Source organism: Segniliparus sp., from assembly GCF_051660745.1.
Classification (GTDB): domain Bacteria; phylum Actinomycetota; class Actinomycetes; order Mycobacteriales; family Mycobacteriaceae; genus Segniliparus.
Map to the genome: position 1 here is coordinate 26786 of NZ_JBOFQF010000003.1, position 18226 is coordinate 45011.

The 18226-nt window shown below is 70.1% G+C and carries 19 protein-coding genes and 1 pseudogene; 14 read left to right on the forward strand and 6 right to left on the reverse strand.

Features of this window, described 5'->3' with window-relative positions:
* Positions 1-39: 39 nt before the first annotated feature.
* Positions 40-1677: a glycoside hydrolase family 13 protein gene (locus ACRC20_RS00490; RefSeq protein ID WP_438684364.1), complete on the reverse strand. Its 1638-nt coding sequence runs from the start codon at positions 1675-1677 to the stop codon at positions 40-42.
* Positions 1678-1729: 52 nt separating this feature from the next.
* Entirely contained in the window at positions 1730-2158 is a 429-nt protein-coding gene (locus ACRC20_RS00495; protein ID WP_438684365.1) for a globin, read from the reverse strand.
* 259 nt (positions 2159-2417) lie between these two features.
* Here ACRC20_RS00495 and ACRC20_RS00500 point away from each other — a divergent pair, with 259 nt between their 5' ends.
* The 10 genes and pseudogenes from ACRC20_RS00500 to ACRC20_RS00545 all read left to right on the forward strand — a co-directional run bounded on the left by ACRC20_RS00500 (position 2418) and on the right by ACRC20_RS00545 (position 10809).
* Positions 2418-2969 (forward strand): HNH endonuclease, encoded by a 552-nt coding sequence (locus ACRC20_RS00500; RefSeq protein ID WP_438684366.1) that lies wholly within the window; start codon positions 2418-2420, stop codon positions 2967-2969.
* Between the two features lie 55 nt (positions 2970-3024).
* Positions 3025-3252, forward strand: coding sequence for an aa3-type cytochrome oxidase subunit CtaJ (gene ctaJ / locus ACRC20_RS00505; protein ID WP_438684367.1), 228 nt, complete (start codon positions 3025-3027; stop codon positions 3250-3252).
* Entirely contained in the window at positions 3242-3694 is a 453-nt protein-coding gene (locus tag ACRC20_RS00510; protein ID WP_438684368.1) for a DUF5130 family protein, read from the forward strand. Before ctaJ ends, ACRC20_RS00510 begins: the two co-directional genes overlap by 11 nt.
* 43 nt (positions 3695-3737) lie before the next feature.
* Complete coding sequence (locus ACRC20_RS00515) at positions 3738-4253, forward strand: glycoprotein (RefSeq protein WP_438684369.1); 516 nt, start codon at positions 3738-3740, stop codon at positions 4251-4253.
* 37 nt (positions 4254-4290) lie between these two features.
* Positions 4291-5277 (forward strand): annotated as a pseudogene (locus tag ACRC20_RS00520) (helix-turn-helix transcriptional regulator); the annotation flags it as partial.
* Between the two features lie 125 nt (positions 5278-5402).
* On the forward strand, positions 5403-6416 hold the full coding sequence (locus ACRC20_RS00525; RefSeq protein WP_438684370.1) for a helix-turn-helix transcriptional regulator: 1014 nt from the start codon (positions 5403-5405) through the stop codon (positions 6414-6416).
* 15 nt (positions 6417-6431) lie between these two features.
* Positions 6432-6728 (forward strand): Sec-independent protein translocase subunit TatA, encoded by a 297-nt coding sequence (gene tatA, locus ACRC20_RS00530; protein ID WP_438684371.1) that lies wholly within the window; start codon positions 6432-6434, stop codon positions 6726-6728.
* 166 nt (positions 6729-6894) lie between these two features.
* Positions 6895-7779, forward strand: coding sequence for a twin-arginine translocase subunit TatC (gene tatC, locus ACRC20_RS00535; RefSeq protein WP_438684642.1), 885 nt, complete (start codon positions 6895-6897; stop codon positions 7777-7779).
* A complete protein-coding gene (locus ACRC20_RS00540) occupies positions 7776-10553 on the forward strand; it encodes a DEAD/DEAH box helicase (RefSeq protein ID WP_438684372.1) in 2778 nt (925 codons plus the stop codon). Before tatC ends, ACRC20_RS00540 begins: the two co-directional genes overlap by 4 nt.
* A 73-nt stretch (positions 10554-10626) precedes the next feature.
* Positions 10627-10809, forward strand: coding sequence for a hypothetical protein (locus ACRC20_RS00545; RefSeq protein WP_438684373.1), 183 nt, complete (start codon positions 10627-10629; stop codon positions 10807-10809).
* Between the two features lie 263 nt (positions 10810-11072).
* On the opposite strand, the gene ACRC20_RS00550 is transcribed toward ACRC20_RS00545, so the two are convergent.
* On the reverse strand, positions 11073-11795 hold the full coding sequence (locus ACRC20_RS00550; protein ID WP_438684374.1) for an IclR family transcriptional regulator: 723 nt from the start codon (positions 11793-11795) through the stop codon (positions 11073-11075).
* A 54-nt stretch (positions 11796-11849) separates the two neighbouring features.
* Here ACRC20_RS00550 and leuC point away from each other — a divergent pair, with 54 nt between their 5' ends.
* Genes leuC through ACRC20_RS00570 form a run of 4 tightly spaced genes read left to right on the forward strand, consistent with a single transcriptional unit; the run spans position 11850 to position 14570 of the window.
* The gene (gene leuC / locus ACRC20_RS00555) at positions 11850-13256 is read left to right on the forward strand and encodes a 3-isopropylmalate dehydratase large subunit (RefSeq protein WP_438684375.1); all 1407 of its coding nucleotides are present in this window, start codon (positions 11850-11852) and stop codon (positions 13254-13256) included.
* Positions 13257-13266: 10 nt separating this feature from the next.
* A complete protein-coding gene (gene leuD, locus ACRC20_RS00560) occupies positions 13267-13857 on the forward strand; it encodes a 3-isopropylmalate dehydratase small subunit (protein ID WP_438684376.1) in 591 nt (196 codons plus the stop codon).
* A gap of 42 nt (positions 13858-13899) precedes the next feature.
* Complete coding sequence (locus ACRC20_RS00565; RefSeq protein WP_438684377.1) at positions 13900-14181, forward strand: hypothetical protein; 282 nt, start codon at positions 13900-13902, stop codon at positions 14179-14181.
* A complete protein-coding gene (locus ACRC20_RS00570; RefSeq protein WP_438684378.1) occupies positions 14178-14570 on the forward strand; it encodes a PIN domain-containing protein in 393 nt (130 codons plus the stop codon). The genes ACRC20_RS00565 and ACRC20_RS00570 overlap by 4 nt, the downstream gene beginning before the upstream one ends.
* Here ACRC20_RS00570 and ACRC20_RS00575 read toward each other — a convergent pair.
* Genes ACRC20_RS00575 through ACRC20_RS00585 form a run of 3 tightly spaced genes read right to left on the reverse strand, consistent with a single transcriptional unit; the run spans position 14567 to position 18155 of the window.
* Positions 14567-15802 (reverse strand): glycosyltransferase family 4 protein, encoded by a 1236-nt coding sequence (locus ACRC20_RS00575; RefSeq protein WP_438684379.1) that lies wholly within the window; start codon positions 15800-15802, stop codon positions 14567-14569. The two genes, ACRC20_RS00570 and ACRC20_RS00575, sit on opposite strands and share 4 nt — an antisense overlap.
* Positions 15802-17370 carry a 1,4-alpha-glucan branching protein domain-containing protein gene (locus tag ACRC20_RS00580; RefSeq protein WP_438684380.1) on the reverse strand — a complete coding sequence of 523 codons (1569 nt, stop codon included), beginning with the start codon at positions 17368-17370 and terminating at the stop codon, positions 15802-15804. Before ACRC20_RS00580 ends, ACRC20_RS00575 begins: the two co-directional genes overlap by 1 nt.
* Entirely contained in the window at positions 17367-18155 is a 789-nt protein-coding gene (locus tag ACRC20_RS00585) for a class I SAM-dependent methyltransferase (RefSeq protein WP_438684381.1), read from the reverse strand. The genes ACRC20_RS00580 and ACRC20_RS00585 overlap by 4 nt, the downstream gene beginning before the upstream one ends.
* Positions 18156-18226 lie beyond the last annotated feature (71 nt).

Genomic DNA, 18226 nt, shown 5'->3' on the forward strand with positions numbered 1-18226 from the left:
CGACCTCGTCGCCGGGACTGAACGTTCTACGGGAGAATACTACGACCCTGCGTTCGTCGCCACCCAAACAGCCGTGTTCGGAGGCAGCAGGCCCCCCTCGAGCGGCGCGCTGGCGAGCAGCGTCCGGACGCCGTCCGATGCGATCTCGCCCCCGGCGGCCCAGGGCGGCGCGACGGGCGCGTCCGTCGTGTTGAGCGCGCAGACGAGCCCGCCACGGCGGAAGGCGAGCTGCCCTTCGGGCACGTCCAGCCATTCGAACTCCGCCTCGGAGAACTCGGGGCGGCTCCGGCGAAGTGCGATGGCCTCGCGGTACAGCGACAGCGTCGAAGCCCCGTCCGCGCTCTCGTGCGCGACGGTCGAGTCGCCCCAGCCCTCGGGCATGGGGAGCCAGGTGCTGGCGGCCGCGCTGAACCCGTAGGGCGGCTCGTCGCCGGACCAGGGCAGCGGGACCCGGCAGCTGTCCCGGCCTCGGAGCGTGTGCCCGGACCGCTCCCACATGGGGTCTTGCAGCGCCTCGTCGGGCAGCTGGACCGATTCGAGGCCCAGCTCCGCGCCGTTGTACACGAAGACGACTCCGGGGAGCGCGAGCACGACCAGCGCCATGGCCCGAGCCCTGGCGAGCCCGGCCTCGCCGCCGCCGTAGCGGGTCGCCTCCCGCTCGACGTCGTGGTTGGACAGGGTCCACGTGGCGGTCCCCGCCACGGAGCGGACGGCCTCGAACGAGCGGGTGATCGCCTCGCGGAGCTCCTCAGCCTCGAACTCGGCCTCCACGAGCTTGAAGTTGAAGCCGAGGTGCAGCTCGTCGGGCCGCAGGTAGGCGGCGAAGGTCTCGTCGTCGCGGGCCCAGATCTCCCCGACGGTCATTCGGCCGGGGTACTCGTCGAGCACGGCGCGGACCCTGCGGTGGATGTCGTGGACGTCGGGGTGGTTGAACCGCAGGTCTCCAGGGCTGTGGTCCAAAAGGCCCGCGCCGACGTCGGTCATGTCCGGCAGCCCCGGCGGTTTGGCCATCCCGTGCGCGACGTCGATGCGGAACCCGTCCGCGCCCCGGTCGAGCCAGAAGCGCAGCGTGGTCTCGAGGTCGGCGAGGACTTCCGGGTTCTCCCAGTTCAAATCTGGCTGTTCCGGGGCGAAGATGTGCAAATACCACTGCTCTGGTTTTGTCTCAGCCGCCGACGGGCTGCCAGCCCCGTCCGGCCCGTGGACGCGGGTCCAGGCCGGGCCGCCGAAGATGCTGGGCCAGTTGTTGGGCGGCTCGTCGCCGTTCTCGCCCTTGCCGTCCCGGAAGATATAGCGCTCGCGCTCCGGGCTGCCCGGAGCCGCGGCGAGCGCGGCTTGGAACCACGGGTGCTGCTCGCTGGTGTGATTGGGGACGAGGTCCATGATCAGCTTCAAGCCACGGGCGTGCGCCGCGGCCAGCAGCCGGTCGAACGCTTCGAGGCCGCCGAAGAGCGGGTCGACGTCGCGGGGGTCGCTCACGTCGTAGCCGTGGTCGGCCATCGGCGAACGCATGATGGGGCTGAGCCACAGCCCGTCGATCCCGAGGCCGACGAGGTGGTCGAGGCCTTCGGCCACGCCGTCCAAGTCGCCGACCCCGTCGCCGTTCGCGTCCTTGAACGAGCGGGGGTACACCTGGTACAAGACAGCGTCGTCCCACCACTGCTCAGATTGCGTCATACGGCCATTCTGCCCTCTGGCGGTGGATCGCGCTTGCTGCGGGCCGAGACTCTTACGGGGCGTTCATGAGCGAGTTCGCGGCCATCTCGAGGTAGGCCCACAGTTCTTGGCGGTGCGGCTCGTCCATGGCCTCCGGGCTGACGGCTTCCACTCCCGCGCGCATGCAGCGCAGCCACGCGTCGCGCTCGGCGGGGCCGATGACGAACGGCACATGCCGCATCCTCAGCCGCGGATGGCCCCGGCTCTCCGAATAGGTCCGGGGACCGCCCCAGTACTGCTGGAGGAACAACCGCAGGTGGAGCTCGGCTTCGGCGAGGTCGTCCTGGTACATGGGCGCGAGCAACGGGTCTTTGGCGACTTCGACGTAGAAGCCCTTCGTGATGGCCTCGAACGTCGCGGCCCCGCCGACAGCCTCGTAAAAGCTGGGCGGGCTCGTGCCCGCGAGGTCTGCTGCGGGAGAGGGCTCTGGCGCGGAGCTCATCGGAAACTCCCTTCTTCAGATCTGTTCGGCATGTCTGCTCAGCATGCTGAAATCAAAAATATCAGGCGCCGAGCGCCGCCACGTGGTAGGAAGTAAAGAAGTTTGCCAACGCCGACACCGGATGAGGAAGGAAGAGCATTGATCGTGAGGTCCAGATCAGCAAGGTCGCGCAGAGCTTGTGATCAACAGAGCGCCTGCTAGGCGCGCTGACCGGACTTTCCCGCCGATCAAGCTCCACCAGCGACAGGAGCGCCAGAAGATGCCGTCACACCGCCGATCGCTTGCTGGCGGCGCCACGCTGGTTTTGAACGTGGGCTTCGAGCCGCTCAACATCATCCCCCACCGCCGCGCCGTCGTGCTTGTGTACTCCGAGCGGGCCGAGCTGGTGGAGCCGACGAATCTGACGGCGCGCTCGGAGCGGCAGGAGCTGCAAGTGCCGAGCGTCATCCGGCTGTCGCGCTATATCCGAGTCCCGTACCGGGCGACCGTGCCGCTGACACGGACGGCGGTGGTCGCGCGGGACAAGCACCGCTGCGTGTACTGCGGCGGCAAGCCGGAGACGATCGACCACGTGGTGCCCCGCTCGCGGGGCGGGCAGCACGCGTGGACCAACGTGGTCGCGGCCTGCCAGAAATGCAACCACAAGAAGGGCAACCGGCTCTTGGCCGAGCTCGGCTGGTCGTTGCGCGAGGCGCCCGCCGCCCCGAAGGGCGCGGTGCCGGGGTTCGTCTCCGGCGAGCATCCCAGCGCGTGGCGGCGGTACTTGGGCTTGGCCGAGGAGCGCGGCCATTTCGAGCAGCGCACCGCGTGATCCTCTGATCGGGGCTTGCTCCGCGAACCTGCGGGGCCCTTGCTAGAGTGTCCGCATGCCTGTGCCACTCCTCCATAGCCTTCCGCTGGTGGTGATCGCCGTCGTCGCGGTGCTGAGCTACTTCCTCGCAAAGGACCGCGCGCGCCCCGCTCAGTACCGGCTGGGCGAGCCGTGGACCGCAGGCACGGTGCTGTGGAGCGCCGTGGACGAGATCGGCCATGGGGGCTCCCATGGCGAAGCGCACGGCGACGTGGTCGGAAAGGCGGTCAGCGGTGAGTGGTGAGCTTGTGGCGCACGGCGAGCGGGTCCCCGTGGTCTCGACCGCGCTCGATCCCGCGGAGCCGTTGACGCATCTGCCGTTCAGCGTCGAGCAGCGCGTCGCGGTGGACGAGGCGCTCACCCGCGCCACCAGGGGCACGGGCGTGCAGTTCTCGGTCCGGATCGGCGACCTCGGCGCGGACGCGCTGGCAGGCGCGAAGCAGGTCTTCCCGCATGTGCCGGAGGCGCAGCGGGGCGTGCTCATCGCGATCTCCCCGAACGAGCGGAAAGTGGCCGTGGTCTCGGGCTCGGACGTGGAACGGGCGACCGAGCCGGTGCTCCAGCTCGGTGTCGCCGCCGCGACGAGCGTGCTTGCCGAGGCGACGGGGAAAGCTCTGGACAACGCTCTTGTCGACGCTGTCATTGCGGCGATCCGTGTGATCGCCAGCGCCGTCGAGCCTGTCTGACGATTAGGGCGGGCCCGCAGCGGCCCCGATAGGAATTGCTCCGATGATCGAGACGGCGCGGACCGGCGAGGCGGCGCAGGGCTCGAAAAGCGGGCTGGCCGGGCGCGGCGCGCACGTGCTCGTGGCGCTTGTCGCGGTCCTGGTCTTCGCCGGGGCCGTGTGGGTTATCGGCTACTTCGGCTGGTTCGTCGTCCGCAGCGTGTGGAGCGACGACCCGGACCCGCCGAGCGTGGCGTTCGCAGCAGGTGTCGCGCTCTGCGTCGTGGGCTGTTTGGCCGTGGCGACGAGCTCGTTGGTCGCGGTGTTGTGGCGGTTGGAGGTGCTCGGGGCCGATCGCGGCTTCGCGCGCGCGGCGCGCAGGAGCTGGGCGGCGGGCGCGCTCTGCGCGGTGGCCGGGCTGGCCGTGCTCGTCGGGCTCGGCGTCGTGATGACGGCCGTCTCCCAGTTGTCGCCCTACGCGAAGGCCGTTGTGATCGCGGTGTTCGCGCTGTGCGCCCTGATCCCCATCGCTCCCGGCTACGAGATTTGGCGGCGACGCGCAGGCGCGAAGACCGATTGACTGTTTCGCCTCGGTTTTGCCGGTACCCTAGAGAGCTGTGGCAACTCCGAAGGTCGAAAGGTTGATCAACCTCGTGATCGCGCTGCTCTCGGCCAGGGGATACGTCTCCGCGGAGCACATCAGGGACTCGGTCTCCGGCTATTCGGAGACCCCGAGCGAAGAAGCCTTCGAGCGGATGTTCGAGCGGGACAAGGCCGAGCTGCGCGAGCTCGGCGTCCCGATCGAGACGGGCAAGATCTCGCGGATGTACGGCGGCGTGGGGTACCGCATCCGACGCGACGCGTACGAGCTGCCCGAGATCGTGTTCACTCCCGAAGAAGCCGCCGCAGTCGCGGTGGCAGGTGCGTTGTGGCAGACCAAGGAGCTGGCAGGGACGGTCGACCGGGCACTGGTCAAGCTGCGGGCGGCGGGATCCCCGATCTATCCGTCCGACTCGCCCATGGTGGACGTCGTCTGGCAGACCGAGCCCGGCTCGCGCGGCTCGGAGGAGGTGTTCACCGCATTGGTGGGCGCGGCGGAATCCGGCCGCCGGGTTTCCTTCGAGTACCGGGCCGACCCGGTCAAACCCCTCCAGGCCCGGACTTTGGAGCCCTGGGGCGTTGTGACGCACCGGGGCCGGTGGTACGTGCTCGGATGGGACATCGACCGGGACGCGCCCCGCACATTCCGGCTCTCCCGGATCCACGGCGCGGTCAAGGACAAGGGGCGGGCGGAGACCGACTCCCTCTACACCCCCGAGCAGTTGCGGGCGAAGGTCGTGGAGCTCGTCGACCCGCCAGCCCCGACGGAGACAGCGTTGGTGTGGGCGGAGCGCGGCGAGGCGGAGGGCCTGCGCAGGCTGGGCGCGGTCGTCGGGGAACGCGAGTTGGACGGCGCGGCAGGCGATCTGGTCGAGATCCCGTTGAGCTCGACGCAGACCCTCGCGAGGGCGATCGCGGGATTCGGCGCGCACGCGGTCGCGCTTGAGCCGGAACGGTTGCGCGACGAGGTCGTCGCGCGGCTCCAAGCGGTCGCAGGCACGTCCGGGGGAGAGCTGGCTGCCTCCCAGGTGGATGGGATGCCAGGCCATGAGCCCCGACGGGTACTGGGTGGGCGGAGCGTACCCGAGGGGCGAAATAACGCCGCAGACCGCCAGCTGGGAGACAGCTGATGCCGCCGACGAACCTCGCGACCCGGCTCACCCGGATGCTCAGCATCATCCCGTATTTCCTCGCCCATCCTGGGCAGAACGTCCGAGAGGGGGCCCAGGCGCTCGGCATGAGCGTCGCGGACTTGCACCGCGACCTGAACCAGCTCTGGCTCTGCGGCCTGCCCGGCTACAGCCCTGGCGACCTGATCGACATCTCGTTCGCCGGAGACGGAGTCGAAGTCGGCTTTTCCGCCGGAGTGGACCGCCCGTTGCGGCTCACACGGACCGAGGCGACGCTCTTGGTGGTGGCGCTGCGCGCGCTCGCGGAGCTGCCGAGCGGGGTCGACCCGACCGCGGCCCTCTCCGCGATCGCAAAGATCGAGGCGGCCAGCCAGGGGGAAAGCTCTGCCGCGCCCGCCCCGCCCGAGCCCGAGTCGCCCGCGATCCGCACCGCCCGCGCCGCGCTGGCTTCGGGGAAGGCTTTGCAGATCCGGTACTACTCCGCCACCAGCGACGCGGTGACGGATCGGATCATCGATCCGATCCGAGTGGTGATCCAGGGCCGGAGCTCCTACATCCAGGCGTGGTGCCGCGCCTCCCAGGCGGTCCGGCTGTTCCGGCTGGACCGGCTCGACGGCGCGACAGAGCTGTCCGAGCCGTCGCGGCCGCAGGCTTCGCCTGCGGTTCCCGCAGGCTTCTGGGGCGAGTCGGGGCAGCCGCCGCAGGCGCTCGTCGCGGTGGCCCCGGAGTCGACCTGGGCGATCGAGCACCACGGCATGACAGCGCTCGAGGAATCGCCCGCGAGCGGGCGGCACGCCCACACCGAAGACGGCTGGGTCGTCGCCAGGCTGGGGTACGGCTCGTCGGACTGGCTGCGCCGGTTCTTGCTCGGCCACGGCACGGAGATCCGTCTCCTCGAACCCGCCGAATCGGCCACTGACGCGGCAGAGTCCGCGCGACTCGCGCTGCGCCGGTACGCGGCTTTGGCGAACTCTCAGCCTGGCGGGTTAGAATCGGCTGGACAGACGTCTTAGGAAGGTGATCGCACTATGGGAACTTGGAGCGTATGGCACTGGGTGGTCGTGCTGGTCGTTCTCGTGCTGCTCTTCGGCTCGAAGCGGCTGCCGGACGCGGCACGTGGGCTCGGGCGCTCGCTGCGCATCTTGAAGTCCGAGGTTCGGCAGATGAACTCCGAGGACGAGCCCGACTCGGCCGAGGCGAAACCCGCCGCTCCGGCTCCGGCCCAGAAGCCTGCGGCTGAGCCTGCCGCGCCGTCGAGTCTGGAACTGGCCGCCGCGCCCCAGCAGCAGGCGAGCGAGCAGGCTTCGCACGCGACGACCGCCTAGTGGCGGGGGCGGGCCCCGGAGGTTTCTGCACGAGGCCGGACGCAATGCCGCCTGCTCGGGGAGGCGTTGCTTCGTGAAGAAACCTTCCCGCGCGGTCGGGGGCGTGCTGCGTCGGCTCAAACTGTCGTCCTGGCTGCGCAAGCGGCCGAACAACCCCGACGGCGTGATGTCGCTCGTGGAGCATCTCTACGAGCTGCGCCGCCGTCTGCTCATCTCGTTGGCGGCGGTGGCGCTGACGACCGTCTTCGGCGTGCTCTGGTACAACGAGTCCATCCTCGGGATCCCGAGCCTCGGCGAGATCCTGCGCCAGCCGTACTGTTCCCTCCCGCAGAACCTCCGGGTCGACCTCAGCCACGACGGCTCGTGCCGCCTGCTCGCGATCAACCCCTTCGACCAGATCATGCTGCGGTTCAAAGTGGGCCTGCTCGCGGGCGTCGTGCTGGCGTGCCCGGTGTGGCTGCACCAGATCTGGGCGTTCATCACTCCGGGCCTGTACACGCACGAGCGCCGGTACGCGGCCGGGTTCGTCGTCCCCGCCGCGGTGCTCTTCATGGGCGGGGCGGTCCTCGCCTATCTCATCTACTCGCAGGGCCTGAAGTTCCTGCTGCAAGCGGGCGGCGAGTTCCAGATCACCGCGCTCGACGGCGAAGCCTATTTCAATGTGCTGTGCAATCTGCTGGTGATCTTCGGGGTGAGCTTCGAGCTGCCGCTGTTGGTGGTGGCGCTCAACTTCACCGGCGTGCTCCCGTACGCCAAGATCTCCGAATGGCGCCGGGGGATCATTTTCGGGCTCTTCGTCTTCGCCGCCATAGCGACCCCTGGCCAGGACCCCTTCTCCATGATCGCCCTCGCCTTGGCGCTGACCATCCTCTTCGAGATCGCCGCGCAGATCGCCCATGTCCGGGAGTGGCGCAAGGGCCGCAAGGCGCAGCACGAGCCGGAGCTCTCCGACGACGAGGCCGCGCCGATCGACCCCGCAGGCCCAGTCGGCTCCGCCGCGCCGATCGCGTCGGAAGGCTCTGACGACCAGCCCTACGCGGACATCACATGACCGCAGAGAGCAGGGAGCGCCCGTCCTCGCAGGCGGAGGCGCCCGATTACTTCGCGGAGTTCCAGGCGGGCCTGCGGTTCAAGCTCGACCCGTTCCAGGTGCGGGCGTGCCGAGCGGTGCAAGAAGGCAGGGGAGCGTTGGTCTGCGCGCCCACCGGCGCGGGCAAGACGGTCGTGGGCGAGTTCGCCGCCGCGCTCGCCGTCGCCAAGGGCGGCAAATGCTTCTACACCACGCCCATCAAGGCGTTGTCGAACCAGAAGCACGCCGATTTCGCGGCGCTGCTCGGAGCCGACCAAGTGGGCCTGTTGACCGGGGATGTCTCGGTGAACTCCGAGGCTCCGGTCGTGGTGATGACGACCGAGGTGCTGCGGAACATGATCTACGCGCACTCGCCGACGTTGGCCGGGCTCTCCCACGTGGTGATGGACGAGGTCCACTACCTCGCCGACCGGTTCCGAGGCGCGGTGTGGGAAGAGGTCATCTTGAACCTCCCCCGCGAGGTCGTCGTGGTGAGCCTGTCCGCGACGGTCGGCAACGCCGAGGAGTTCGGGGAATGGCTCCAAGAGGTCCGGGGGGACACCGAGGTGGTGGTCGAGGAGCGCCGCCCGGTGCCGCTGTCGCAGCATGTGCTGGTCGGCGAGCGGATGTTCGACCTGGAGCCAGAAGATCCGCGCCACGGCGAGCGAAGCGCGGACGGGGAGCTCTCGAAGGCCGAGCGGCGGCTGCGCCACGAGCTCGAGGCCCATATCAAGCAGCAAGAGGCGCTGGCGAGCTTCGACGACCCGAGGCCGGTCCGCCACCGGGGCGGCCAGCCGCCCCGGCGCCGTGGAGGCCACGGGCAGACTTTCCTGTCCAGGGCGCGGGTGATCGGCAAGCTCGAAGAGGAACGGCTGCTGCCCGCCATCTGGTTCATTTTCTCCCGGGCGGGATGCGACGACGCGGTGGCGCACTGCTTGCGCTCCCCGCTGCGGCTGATCTCGCCGGAGCAGAGCGCCGAGGTCCGTGCGCTGATCGAAGAGCGGACCGCGCAGCTGGACTCCGCCGACCTGCGGGTCCTCGGCTACGAGACGTGGAAGAGCGCGCTGGAGCGGGGCATCGCGGCGCATCACGCGGGCATGTTCACCCTCTGGCGGCATATCGTGGAAGAGCTGTTCGTCAAGGGCATGGTGAAAGTCGTCTTCGCGACCGAGACGCTCGCCCTCGGGGTGAACATGCCCGCGCGCTCGGTGGTCCTGGAAAGCCTGGTGAAGTTCAACGGCGAGTCCCACGTCGACCTGACCCCGGGGGAGTACACCCAGCTCACCGGGCGGGCGGGCCGCCGAGGCATCGACACGCGCGGACACGCGGTGCTGCGTTGGAAGCCGGGCGTGCGCGCGGCCTCCATGCTCCGGCTGACCGACTCGCGCACCTATCCGCTGCGCAGCTCGTTCCGCCCCTCGTACAACATGTCGGTGAACCTCATCGACCGGGTCGGCCCGGCCGCGAGCCGGAGCCTTTTGGCGCAGTCGTTCGCCCAATTCCAGACCGATCGCTCGGTCTCCTCGGCGGCGGTGGTGCTCGCCCGGCGCGAGCAGGAGCTGGAGAAGGAGACCAAACGGCTCGACATCGCGGCCTCCCCGCTCAGCTCTGCGGACGTGCTCGACTATTTGGCCCGCAAATCGGACCTGAGCAGCGGCGCTTCGCGCACGCAACAGCGCAAGGGCCGGTCGGGTTCCGTCGGCGACGGGATCCGGTCGCTGCGGCGCGGCGACGTGGTCCGGGTGCCGGTCGGTCGCAGGCAGGGCTGGGCGGTGGTGCTCTCGCCCGACCACGACGGCGCGCACCCGAGGCCGCTCGTGCTCACCGAGGCGGGCTGGAGCGGAAAGATCTCCGCGGTGGACTTCGCCAATGAGGCTCCGCAGTTGGTGGGGACGATGTCCGTCCCGAAGCATCTCGACCCACGGGACGGGCGGACCAAACGCGACACTGCCGCCCGGCTGACCGCGTACACCGAGAGCCTGCCCGCGCCGCTCCCGAAGCGGGAGCGCGCCGCCGCGTCGGACGGCCCCCGGTCGTTGCGCGAACATCCGGTGCACCGGATATCGCAGCGCGAGGAAGTGCTCGCCATCGCGCGGAGGCAGCGGACTTTGACGACGCAAGTGGAGCGGCTGCGCGAGGAGATCGGCGGCCGCTCGGGCTCCCTGGCCCGGATGTTCGACCAGATCACGGCCCTGCTGGCAGATTTCGGCTATTTGGCTCCCGATCCAGACTCGGACGAGGGGCCGACCACCACCGACCTCGGCCGCATGCTTCGGCGCACCTACAGCGAGTCCGACCTGCTGATCTGCGAGTGTCTTCGCTGGCGGATCTGGGAGGAGCTTTCCCCCGCAGAGCTCGCAGCCGTGGCCTCCTGCGTGCTCTACGAGCCGCGCGGCGACGACGAGCGCGTGTCGCGGATGCCGACGCGCGCCGCGCAGACCGCGCTTGCCGAGACATTGAGGTTGTGGAGCGAGGTCGGCTCGGCGGAGCAGGCGCGGAACCTGCCGACGACCAGGGAGCCTAACGCGGGCCTCGCGCACGCGATGTGGGCCTGGGCCGACGGCGCGAACTTGGGCGACGCGCTCGACAGCCATCGCGGCCTCGCCCTCTCGCCGGGCGATTTCATCCGCTGGTGCAGGCAGGTGGTCGACCTGTTGGGGCAGATCGAAGCTCTCGCGCCGAGCGCGGAGCTCGCCGAGCGCGCCCGCGCCGCGATCAACGGGGTCAGGCGCGGCGTCGTGGCTCTTGAGGCTTGATCGCTGACACGCGGGGACAAGGTCGTCGCCGTGTGGTGTCGGTTCGTCCTGCTGCCTGGGGGCGCATGTCCTGGTGTTCAGCCTGGTGTTCAGTCTGCTGTTCGGCGCGGTGTTCTTCGGCTCGGCGCTGCTGTCGGGAGCGGCGGGGGTCGATCCGCTCGTGCTGTGGGGATTCGCGGTGGCCTTCGCGTTGCTTTTGGGCATGGTGGCGGCCCTTGCGATGCGCCGGGGGCGTGACTGCTCAGGGAGTCTTTAGCCGGTGTGGCCCCTGCCGACTACTCGAAAGCGGCGACCGGCTCAAACGCACTGGCCCGTTGATGATTGCCATATGCGGTGTCAACGCACTGGTCCAGGCTGTTTCGGTCTCGGCCTCCCCGTCGGCGGACAGCGTGCCGTTGCGGCTTCTCTCCGTGGCGTTGATCACGAGCTCGGGCGTGTGCTACTGGATGTGCCCGAAGCTGCCGCGGGCGGGCGCCGAGCTTCTGGCGGCGCCTGAGCGATGAGCGTGGCGCGGGAGCCCTAGGCCAGTTCGGCCTCGGCGAGCAGGGCCGCCCACTGCTGCGGGGTTCGTGCCGCGATCCGCTCGACGGGGCCCGAGACGCAGAGGGCGGCGCGCACGGCGGTCCGTCCGTCCGCCCACACCGGCACGGAGACGCTTGCCACGCCCGGCTCGCGCTCGCCCGCGCTGTGCGCCCAGCCGCGCTCGCGGACGAGCGTGAGCGCCTCCTCGTCGAAGGCGGCCGCGCGCAGCAGGCGGGCGCGCAGCTCTGGCTCCTCCCACGCGAGGAGCACTTGCGCCCCCGAGCCCGCGGTGAGCGGCAGCCGCGCGCCGACCGGGACCGAGTCCCGCAGCCCCGATGCTGGCTCGGCGGAGGCGACACACACGCGATGGTCGCCCTCCCTGCGGTAGAGCTGGACGCTCTCGCCGACCTCCTCCCGCAACGCGGGGAGGGCACGGGCCGCGGCTTCGACGAGCGGGTCGGCCGCATGCGCGGCGAGCTCGTGCAGTCCTGGTCCGAGCATGAAACGGCCGTCGCCGTCTTTGGCGAGGAGGCGATGGGTGTGCAACGCCTGGGCGAGGCGGTGCGCCGTGGCGCGGGGCAGCCCGGTGCGGGCGGTGAGCTGGCCGAGGCTCGCGGGGCCTTGGCGCAGCGCGTGCAGGACGAGGACGGATTTGTCGAGCACCCCGATGCCGCTCGATCCGGTTTCGGGAAAGCTCGGACCTCTGCTATCATTGCCCATATATTGATACTAGCATCTCAAATAGTGAGATTTCTCAATGATGGAGGAGCCGCCGTGACAGCCCCACGGACCTTGCCCCAGAAAGTGTGGGACAACCACGTCGTCGCCCGAGACGAGGCGGGCGGCGCGGACCTGCTCTACATCGACTTGCACCTCGTCCACGAGGTGACGAGCCCGCAGGCCTTCGACGGACTGCGCCTCGCGGGCCGCACGCTGCGCAGGCCCGACCTCACCATCGCGACGGAGGACCACAACGTCCCGACGGACACTGTCCTCGGGCCGATCAAAGACCCGGTCTCCCGCGCCCAGATCGAGGCGTTGCGCGTGAACACCGCCGAGTTCGGCGTGCCGCTGCACCCGATGGGCGCCGCCGAGCAGGGCATCGTGCACGTCATGGGGCCGCAGCTGGGGCTCACCCAGCCGGGGACGACCGTGGTCTGCGGCGACAGCCACACCTCGACCCACGGCGCGTTCGGCGCCTTCGCGCTCGGCATCGGCACCTCCGAGGTCGAGCACGTCATGGCCACACAGACGCTGTGGCTCAAGCCGTTCAAGACGATGGCGATCAACGTCTCCGGCTCGCTCGCGCCGGGGGTGGTCGCGAAAGACCTCATTCTCGCGGTGATCGCCGAGATCGGCACCGGCGGCGGCCTCGGCCACGTGCTCGAATACCGGGGCCAAGCCGTGCGAGAGCTTTCCATGGAGGCCCGCATGACGATGTGCAACATGTCGATCGAGGCGGGCGCCCGCGCGGGCATGGTCGCCCCCGACGAGACGACCTTCGCCTACCTCAAAGGCCGCGAGCGGGTGCCGAAGGGCGCCGACTGGGACCACGCCGTTGCCGCCTGGCGGCAGCTGCCGACCGACGAGGGCGCGCGGTTCGACCGCGAGGTCTTCATCGACGGCTCCAAGCTCGCCCCGTTCGTCACCTGGGGCACCAACCCGGGCCAAGGCGCCCCGCTCTCGTCCGCGGTGCCCGACCCGGACACCCTCGGCGAGGACCAGGAGCGGGCCGCCGCCCGCCGCGCGCTCGAATACATGGGCCTCGCGGCAGGCACGCCCCTGCGGGACATCTCGGTGGACGCGGTGTTCGTCGGATCGTGCACGAACGGGCGGATCGAGGACTTGCGCGAGGTGGCTTCGGTCCTCAAGGGCCGCAAGGTCGCCGAGGGCGTGCGGATGCTCATCGTCCCCGGCTCGGGCCGGGTGCGCGAGCAGGCCGAGGCGGAAGGGCTCGCGGAGGTGTTCGAGCGGGCCGGGGCGCAGTGGCGCCAGCCGGGCTGCTCCATGTGCCTCGGCATGAACCCGGACCAGCTCGCGCCAGGCGAGCGCTGCGCGTCCACGTCGAACCGCAACTTCGAGGGCCGTCAGGGCCGGGGCGGGCGCACCCATCTGGTGTCGCCGCTCGTCGCCGCCGCCACGGCGGTGCGCGGCAAGCTGTCGTCCCCGGCCGACCTGTGAGGAGGAAATAATGGAACCGTTCACTACCCACACCGGAGTCGGCGTGCCCCTGCGTCGTTTCCAGGTGGACACCGACCAGATCATCCCCGCCGTCTACCTCAAGCGGATCACCCGCACCGGCTTTGAGGACGGGCTTTTCGCGGAATGGCGCAAGGAGCCGGACTTCGTCCTCAACCGTCCCCCCTACGACCAGGGCTCGGTGCTCGTCGCGGGCAGCCCGTTCGGCGTCGGCTCCTCGCGCGAGCACGCGGTCTGGGCATTGTGGGACTTCGGCTTCCGTGTCGTGGTCGCCGCCGAGTTCGGCGACATATTCCGAGGCAACGCCGGGAAGTCGGGCCTGCTCACCGCGCAGGTGGCGCAAGCGGACGTGGAGCTGCTGTGGAAGGCGCTCGAAGAGCAGCCCGGCCTTGAGATCACGGCGGACCTCGCCAAGAAGACGGTCACGGCGGGCCCGGTGACCGTCGCGTTCCGGATCGACGACGGCGTGCGGGGACGGCTTCTGGAAGGCCTGGACGACGTGGCGCTCACACTGCAGCACGCGGACGCCCTGGCCGCCTTCGAAGCGAAGCGCCCGTCCTGGCTGCCGACCACCGCAGGCTGATTTCCCACTGGCGCTGTCAGTGATCCCCGCTACACTTTCTCCATGGGAAAGAAAGTGTCGGCGACGTTGACGGACGCGCAGCTCGAAATTATCGAGCGGGCTGTGTCCGAGGGGGCGGCGAAGTCCGTCGCGGCTTTCGTCGCCGCTGCTGTGGCGGAGAAATGCGGGGCAGTTTCGCGGCAGGACGCGCACGGGGACGGCGAAGACCCTCTCGAGAGTTTGCTGCGAGAGATGGACGAAGAGTACGGCCCGCCGTCGCCGGAGGCCGAAGCATGGGCGGAAGAGCAGATCGCCCGGTTGCTCGGCAGGGCGCAATCGGCATGAGCGTGGACGGGAGAGCGGGCTACACGCTGGACGCCGGTGCGTTGATCGCGTTCGAACGTGGCGATGAGCGGATACGGAAGTTGATTGCGCGCGCCGTGCGGCAGCGTCTGCCCCTCCACGTCCCCGCGACCGCACTGGCCCAAGCTTGGCGCGGCGGTCCGAGACAAGCTCGCTTGTCACGTTTGCTTGCCTCGGGCCATGTCGGTGTGCCCGTGCTTGACGAACAGGCTGCTCGGCGGGTGGGATTGCTATGCGGGAAGTCTCGCCACCACGACATCGTCGATGTGCATGTTGCGGTGGACGCTCGGGAGCATCGTCACCAGGTGGTCACCTCCGATCCCGACGATTTGCGCAGGGTCGACCCCGGTCTCGGGATTGTCGAAATCTAAGGCTGGAGCAGCCGCACCGGCAGCTTGAGGCTGGGCCGGGGGGTCGGCTCTCGGCTGTCGTGCCGCTTCGCGCCGCGATACACCTCGACGGTCCGCTCCGCCACCGAGCGCCAGTCGAAGCCGTCGGCGATCCGGTCCCTGGCCGCTTTCGCCATGCGGGCCGAGCGGGCGGGGCTGGCGAGCGAGCGGCCCACCGCCTCGGCGAGCGCGGCGACCTCGCCGGGGGGGAAGGTCCGACCGTTGACGTTCTCGGCAACGGCTTCGCCGAGCCCGCCGGTGTCGGCGACGACCAGCGGGACGCCCGCGGCCGCGCCTTCGAGCGCGACCAAGCCGAACGGCTCGTAACGGCTGGGCACGACCATCGCGGACGACGCCCGCATATGGCGCTGGATCCCGTTGCGGTCGAGCTTCCCGAAGAACCTGACCGCGCTCGCGACTTTGTGCTCGCGCGCGATCTCGCGAAGCCATTGCTCCTGGGTGCCCGTGCCGACGACCGACAGCGTCGTCCCCGGATGCGCTGTGCGGATCGCGGGCAGCGCCGCGACGAGGTCGTGGACGCCTTTCTCGTACTCAAGCCTGCCGACGAAGAGCAGCCGGGGCGGGGTCGCGCAGCGGTCCGGCGGGCGGAACGGCCAGATGGACAAGTCGATCCCGTTGGGAATGACCGCGACTGGCTCGTCCAACGGTTCGAACAGGGTTGTCGTCTCGCGGCACATGGACTCCGAGCAGCAGATCAACGCGTCGGAGCCGTGCGCGAGCCACCGCTCCGCCGAGTGCACTTGGGCGCTGACGGGGTTGCCGATCCAACCGTCGTGGCGCCCTGCCTCAGTGGCATGGACGGTGGTGACGAGCGGGACGGCGAGATGCTCGGCCAATGCGATCGCGGGCGCGGCGACCAGCCAGTCGTGCGCGTGCACCACCTCGGGCTGGAAGGATTCCGCGAGCGCAAGGCCCGCCCTGAGCATGGCGTGCCCGAACGAGAGCGTCCATGCGACAAGGTCCGAGCCGAATTCCAGGCTCAGCGGGTCTTCGGGCACCGAGACGACCCGCACGCCGTCTTGCGTCGTCGTGGCCAGCGGGGATTGCGCGGCGGTGGCTCCCATCGGGCCTCGGGAGAGCACCACGACCTCATGCCCGAGCCCGGCGAGCGCCTTGGCGAGCTCCTGCACATGTCTGCCGAGCCCGCCGACCACGACGGGCGGATGCTCCCAGCTGAGCAGCAGGACACGCATCAACGGGGCCCGAGGCGACGGGCGTCGAGCCTGCCGAAGAGGCTGTCCGCGATCTGCCAGCCAGCGGCGAGCCGGACGGCTTTGGCCTCATGCCCGGACTCGGCGGCCTCCGCGATCTCCCGCGTGGCGTGCGCGTGCAGATGCGCCCGGCCCCGCGCGTATTGGGCGGCGGTGTCCTTGCTGACGAGGAACGCCCAGTCGCTGGAAACGGTGAGCAGCGCCTCGCGCAGAATCTGGTCGGAGACCCGGTCGCGGAACAACTGGGGCTGCGCGAGCCGCTTGTCGACGCTGCGCAACGCGGTGTCCACCACGTCGGCGTTGAGCTCGACAAGGTCGGCGACCTGCGGGCCTGCCCAGACCCGCCAGTCTTTGCCCGATCCCCAGGAGCAGTCGCCCGGGTCGAGGCGCTCGCCGACGAATCCGTCCGAGGCCGCTTCGGCGAGGGTGCCGACCCGCACGCCCGCCTCGGGCAACGCGGTCAGCACCTGTTCGAGCCACTCCGGCCCCTCGTGCCACCAATGTCCGAAGAGCTCGGTGTCGAACGCCGCGACCACGAGCGCGGGCCGCCCGGTCCTGGCCGACTCGGCGACGAGGCGCTCGCGCACCGTCTGCACGAAATCCGCGACGTCGCGGCGCACTGCCACCTGGGCCCGAGCGGGGTCGTAGGGGGCTTTCTCGGCGTCGGGCACGTGGTGGCCGGTGACCCTGGCGGGCTTGAGGCCGACGAGGTGGTCGTAGGTGTGGAAGTCCCGGTAGGCGCCGTCGCCGGGGTAGCCGGACTTGGGCGACCAGACGCGGTAGGTGACGGAGAGGTCCCGCCCGAACGCGAGCACGTCGGTGCCCTCGACGGGCCTGCCTGCCGCTGTCTCCCCGTGCATGGCGGGGCCGTCGAGCAGGAACCGCTCCACCCCGGCCCGCGCGTACTCGTCGCCCATCCCAGGGGTGAAGGCGCATTCGGGGGCCCAGATGCCGCGCGGGCGGCCAAGGCCGCGGGCCTGCGCGTCGGCGAGGCCCTCCCGCAGGGTGAACTCGCGCATCCTCGGGTTGAGCAGCGGGCTGAACGAGTGGGCGAGCGGGCCGCCGAGGAGCTCGACCACGTTCGTGTCCACGAGCTGGCGCAGCACCGGGGAGCCGCCGTGCAACCAGCTGGATTCGAATTCGGCGAGCGCGGCGCTCGCCTGGCGGTGCTCGTAGGCGCCGAGGCGGCGCAGCGCCTCGGGCGAGCTGGCGGTCCCCGGGCGCGCGCCGGTCGACTGGACCACGGCGGCCTCGTCGGCGCGCAGGGCCCAGTTCGCGAGCCAATGGCGCATGCCGGTCAGCGCGAGGGGGTCGTCCAGCTGGGCGGCGAGCACGGGCGTGAGGGACAAGGAGAGCAGGTTCGTCCGACCGGTCTCGCCCAGCCTGCGCAGCAGGCTGAACAGGGGGAGGTACGACTGGGCCCACGCCTGGTAGAGCCATTCCTCGCCCACCGGCCACCGGCCGTGGTTGACGACCCAGGGGAGGTGCGTGTGCAGGACGAAGCTGAACATCCCCGGCACGCTGTTGCTCGGCGCGCTGCGGGGGGTCATGCCTTGGTCCCGAAGGCGATCAGGTCGAGGCAGTCGTCGAGCCGGTCCACGTCGTCACGGCCACGGGCCTCGAAATCGAAGTCTTTTGTCGTGATGGAAGACACAGCGTCGAGCAGCTCGTCCGGCCACGGCTCGCCGGACAGCGCCAGCTCGGTCTGCGCGCCGATGAGCCCGCCGGGGTGCCGCGAGTCGAGCCCGGCCAGGCGCGGGCCGTGGTAGAGGCCCGCCATGGAGGCGACCTGGAACCCGGCCTCGGCCATGAGGTCCCAGAGCTCCGCGGGCGCGAACTCTTTGGTGTGGAACGGGTTGAGGGGCACGTCCCTGCCGGGGGAGAAGGTGATCCGGTTGGGCGTCGAGACGATGAGCGTCCCGCCGCTCTTCAGCGCTCGGCGGCATTCCCGAAGAAAGCCGATCTGGTCCCAAAGATGCTCGATCACCTGCAGGTTCACGACGACGTCGATGGAGTCGGACCGGAACGGCAGCTGCGCGAGATTGCCCCGCACGGCTGTGACGGCCGGGTATTTGGCGCGGGTGTGGGCGATGGCCTGCTGGTCGTAGTCGAGGGCGAACACGGCCCGGGCGCGGCGGGCGAGGAGGTTCGCGCCGTAGCCCTCCCCGGAGCCCGCTTCGAGCACCACGCGGTTCTCGCACAGCTCGTTCCCGGCGGGGGACAGCATCTCGTACACCGCCTCGTGCCTGCGGAACCAATAGTTCTCCCTGGCGATGTCGGGCACGGTTCGCTCTCCGGTGAGCGGCAACGGATCGAGTTCGGATGGTGTGGACATTAGCTCGCAACACTATCAAGAGGACCAGGTGCGCGTTTTTCGGAGGCGATGCGGTAGCGTGGCTTCGTGGT

Coding starts and splice junctions, on each gene's coding strand:
- leuD (WP_438684376.1), top strand. CDS start 13,267: ATGGAACCGTTCACTACCCACACCGGAGTCGGCGTGCCCCTGCGTCGT.
- ACRC20_RS00515 (WP_438684369.1), top strand. CDS start 3,738: ATGATCGAGACGGCGCGGACCGGCGAGGCGGCGCAGGGCTCGAAAAGC.
- ACRC20_RS00585 (WP_438684381.1), bottom strand. CDS start 18,155: ATGTCCACACCATCCGAACTCGATCCGTTGCCGCTCACCGGAGAGCGA.
- ACRC20_RS00525 (WP_438684370.1), top strand. CDS start 5,403: ATGCCGCCGACGAACCTCGCGACCCGGCTCACCCGGATGCTCAGCATC.
- ACRC20_RS00580 (WP_438684380.1), bottom strand. CDS start 17,370: ATGACCCCCCGCAGCGCGCCGAGCAACAGCGTGCCGGGGATGTTCAGC.
- ACRC20_RS00575 (WP_438684379.1), bottom strand. CDS start 15,802: ATGCGTGTCCTGCTGCTCAGCTGGGAGCATCCGCCCGTCGTGGTCGGC.
- ACRC20_RS00540 (WP_438684372.1), top strand. CDS start 7,776: ATGACCGCAGAGAGCAGGGAGCGCCCGTCCTCGCAGGCGGAGGCGCCC.
- ACRC20_RS00570 (WP_438684378.1), top strand. CDS start 14,178: ATGAGCGTGGACGGGAGAGCGGGCTACACGCTGGACGCCGGTGCGTTG.
- ACRC20_RS00500 (WP_438684366.1), top strand. CDS start 2,418: ATGCCGTCACACCGCCGATCGCTTGCTGGCGGCGCCACGCTGGTTTTG.
- ctaJ (WP_438684367.1), top strand. CDS start 3,025: ATGCCTGTGCCACTCCTCCATAGCCTTCCGCTGGTGGTGATCGCCGTC.
- ACRC20_RS00495 (WP_438684365.1), bottom strand. CDS start 2,158: ATGAGCTCCGCGCCAGAGCCCTCTCCCGCAGCAGACCTCGCGGGCACG.
- ACRC20_RS00490 (WP_438684364.1), bottom strand. CDS start 1,677: ATGACGCAATCTGAGCAGTGGTGGGACGACGCTGTCTTGTACCAGGTG.
- tatA (WP_438684371.1), top strand. CDS start 6,432: ATGGGAACTTGGAGCGTATGGCACTGGGTGGTCGTGCTGGTCGTTCTC.
- ACRC20_RS00550 (WP_438684374.1), bottom strand. CDS start 11,795: ATGGGCAATGATAGCAGAGGTCCGAGCTTTCCCGAAACCGGATCGAGC.
- ACRC20_RS00565 (WP_438684377.1), top strand. CDS start 13,900: ATGGGAAAGAAAGTGTCGGCGACGTTGACGGACGCGCAGCTCGAAATT.
- tatC (WP_438684642.1), top strand. CDS start 6,895: ATGTCGCTCGTGGAGCATCTCTACGAGCTGCGCCGCCGTCTGCTCATC.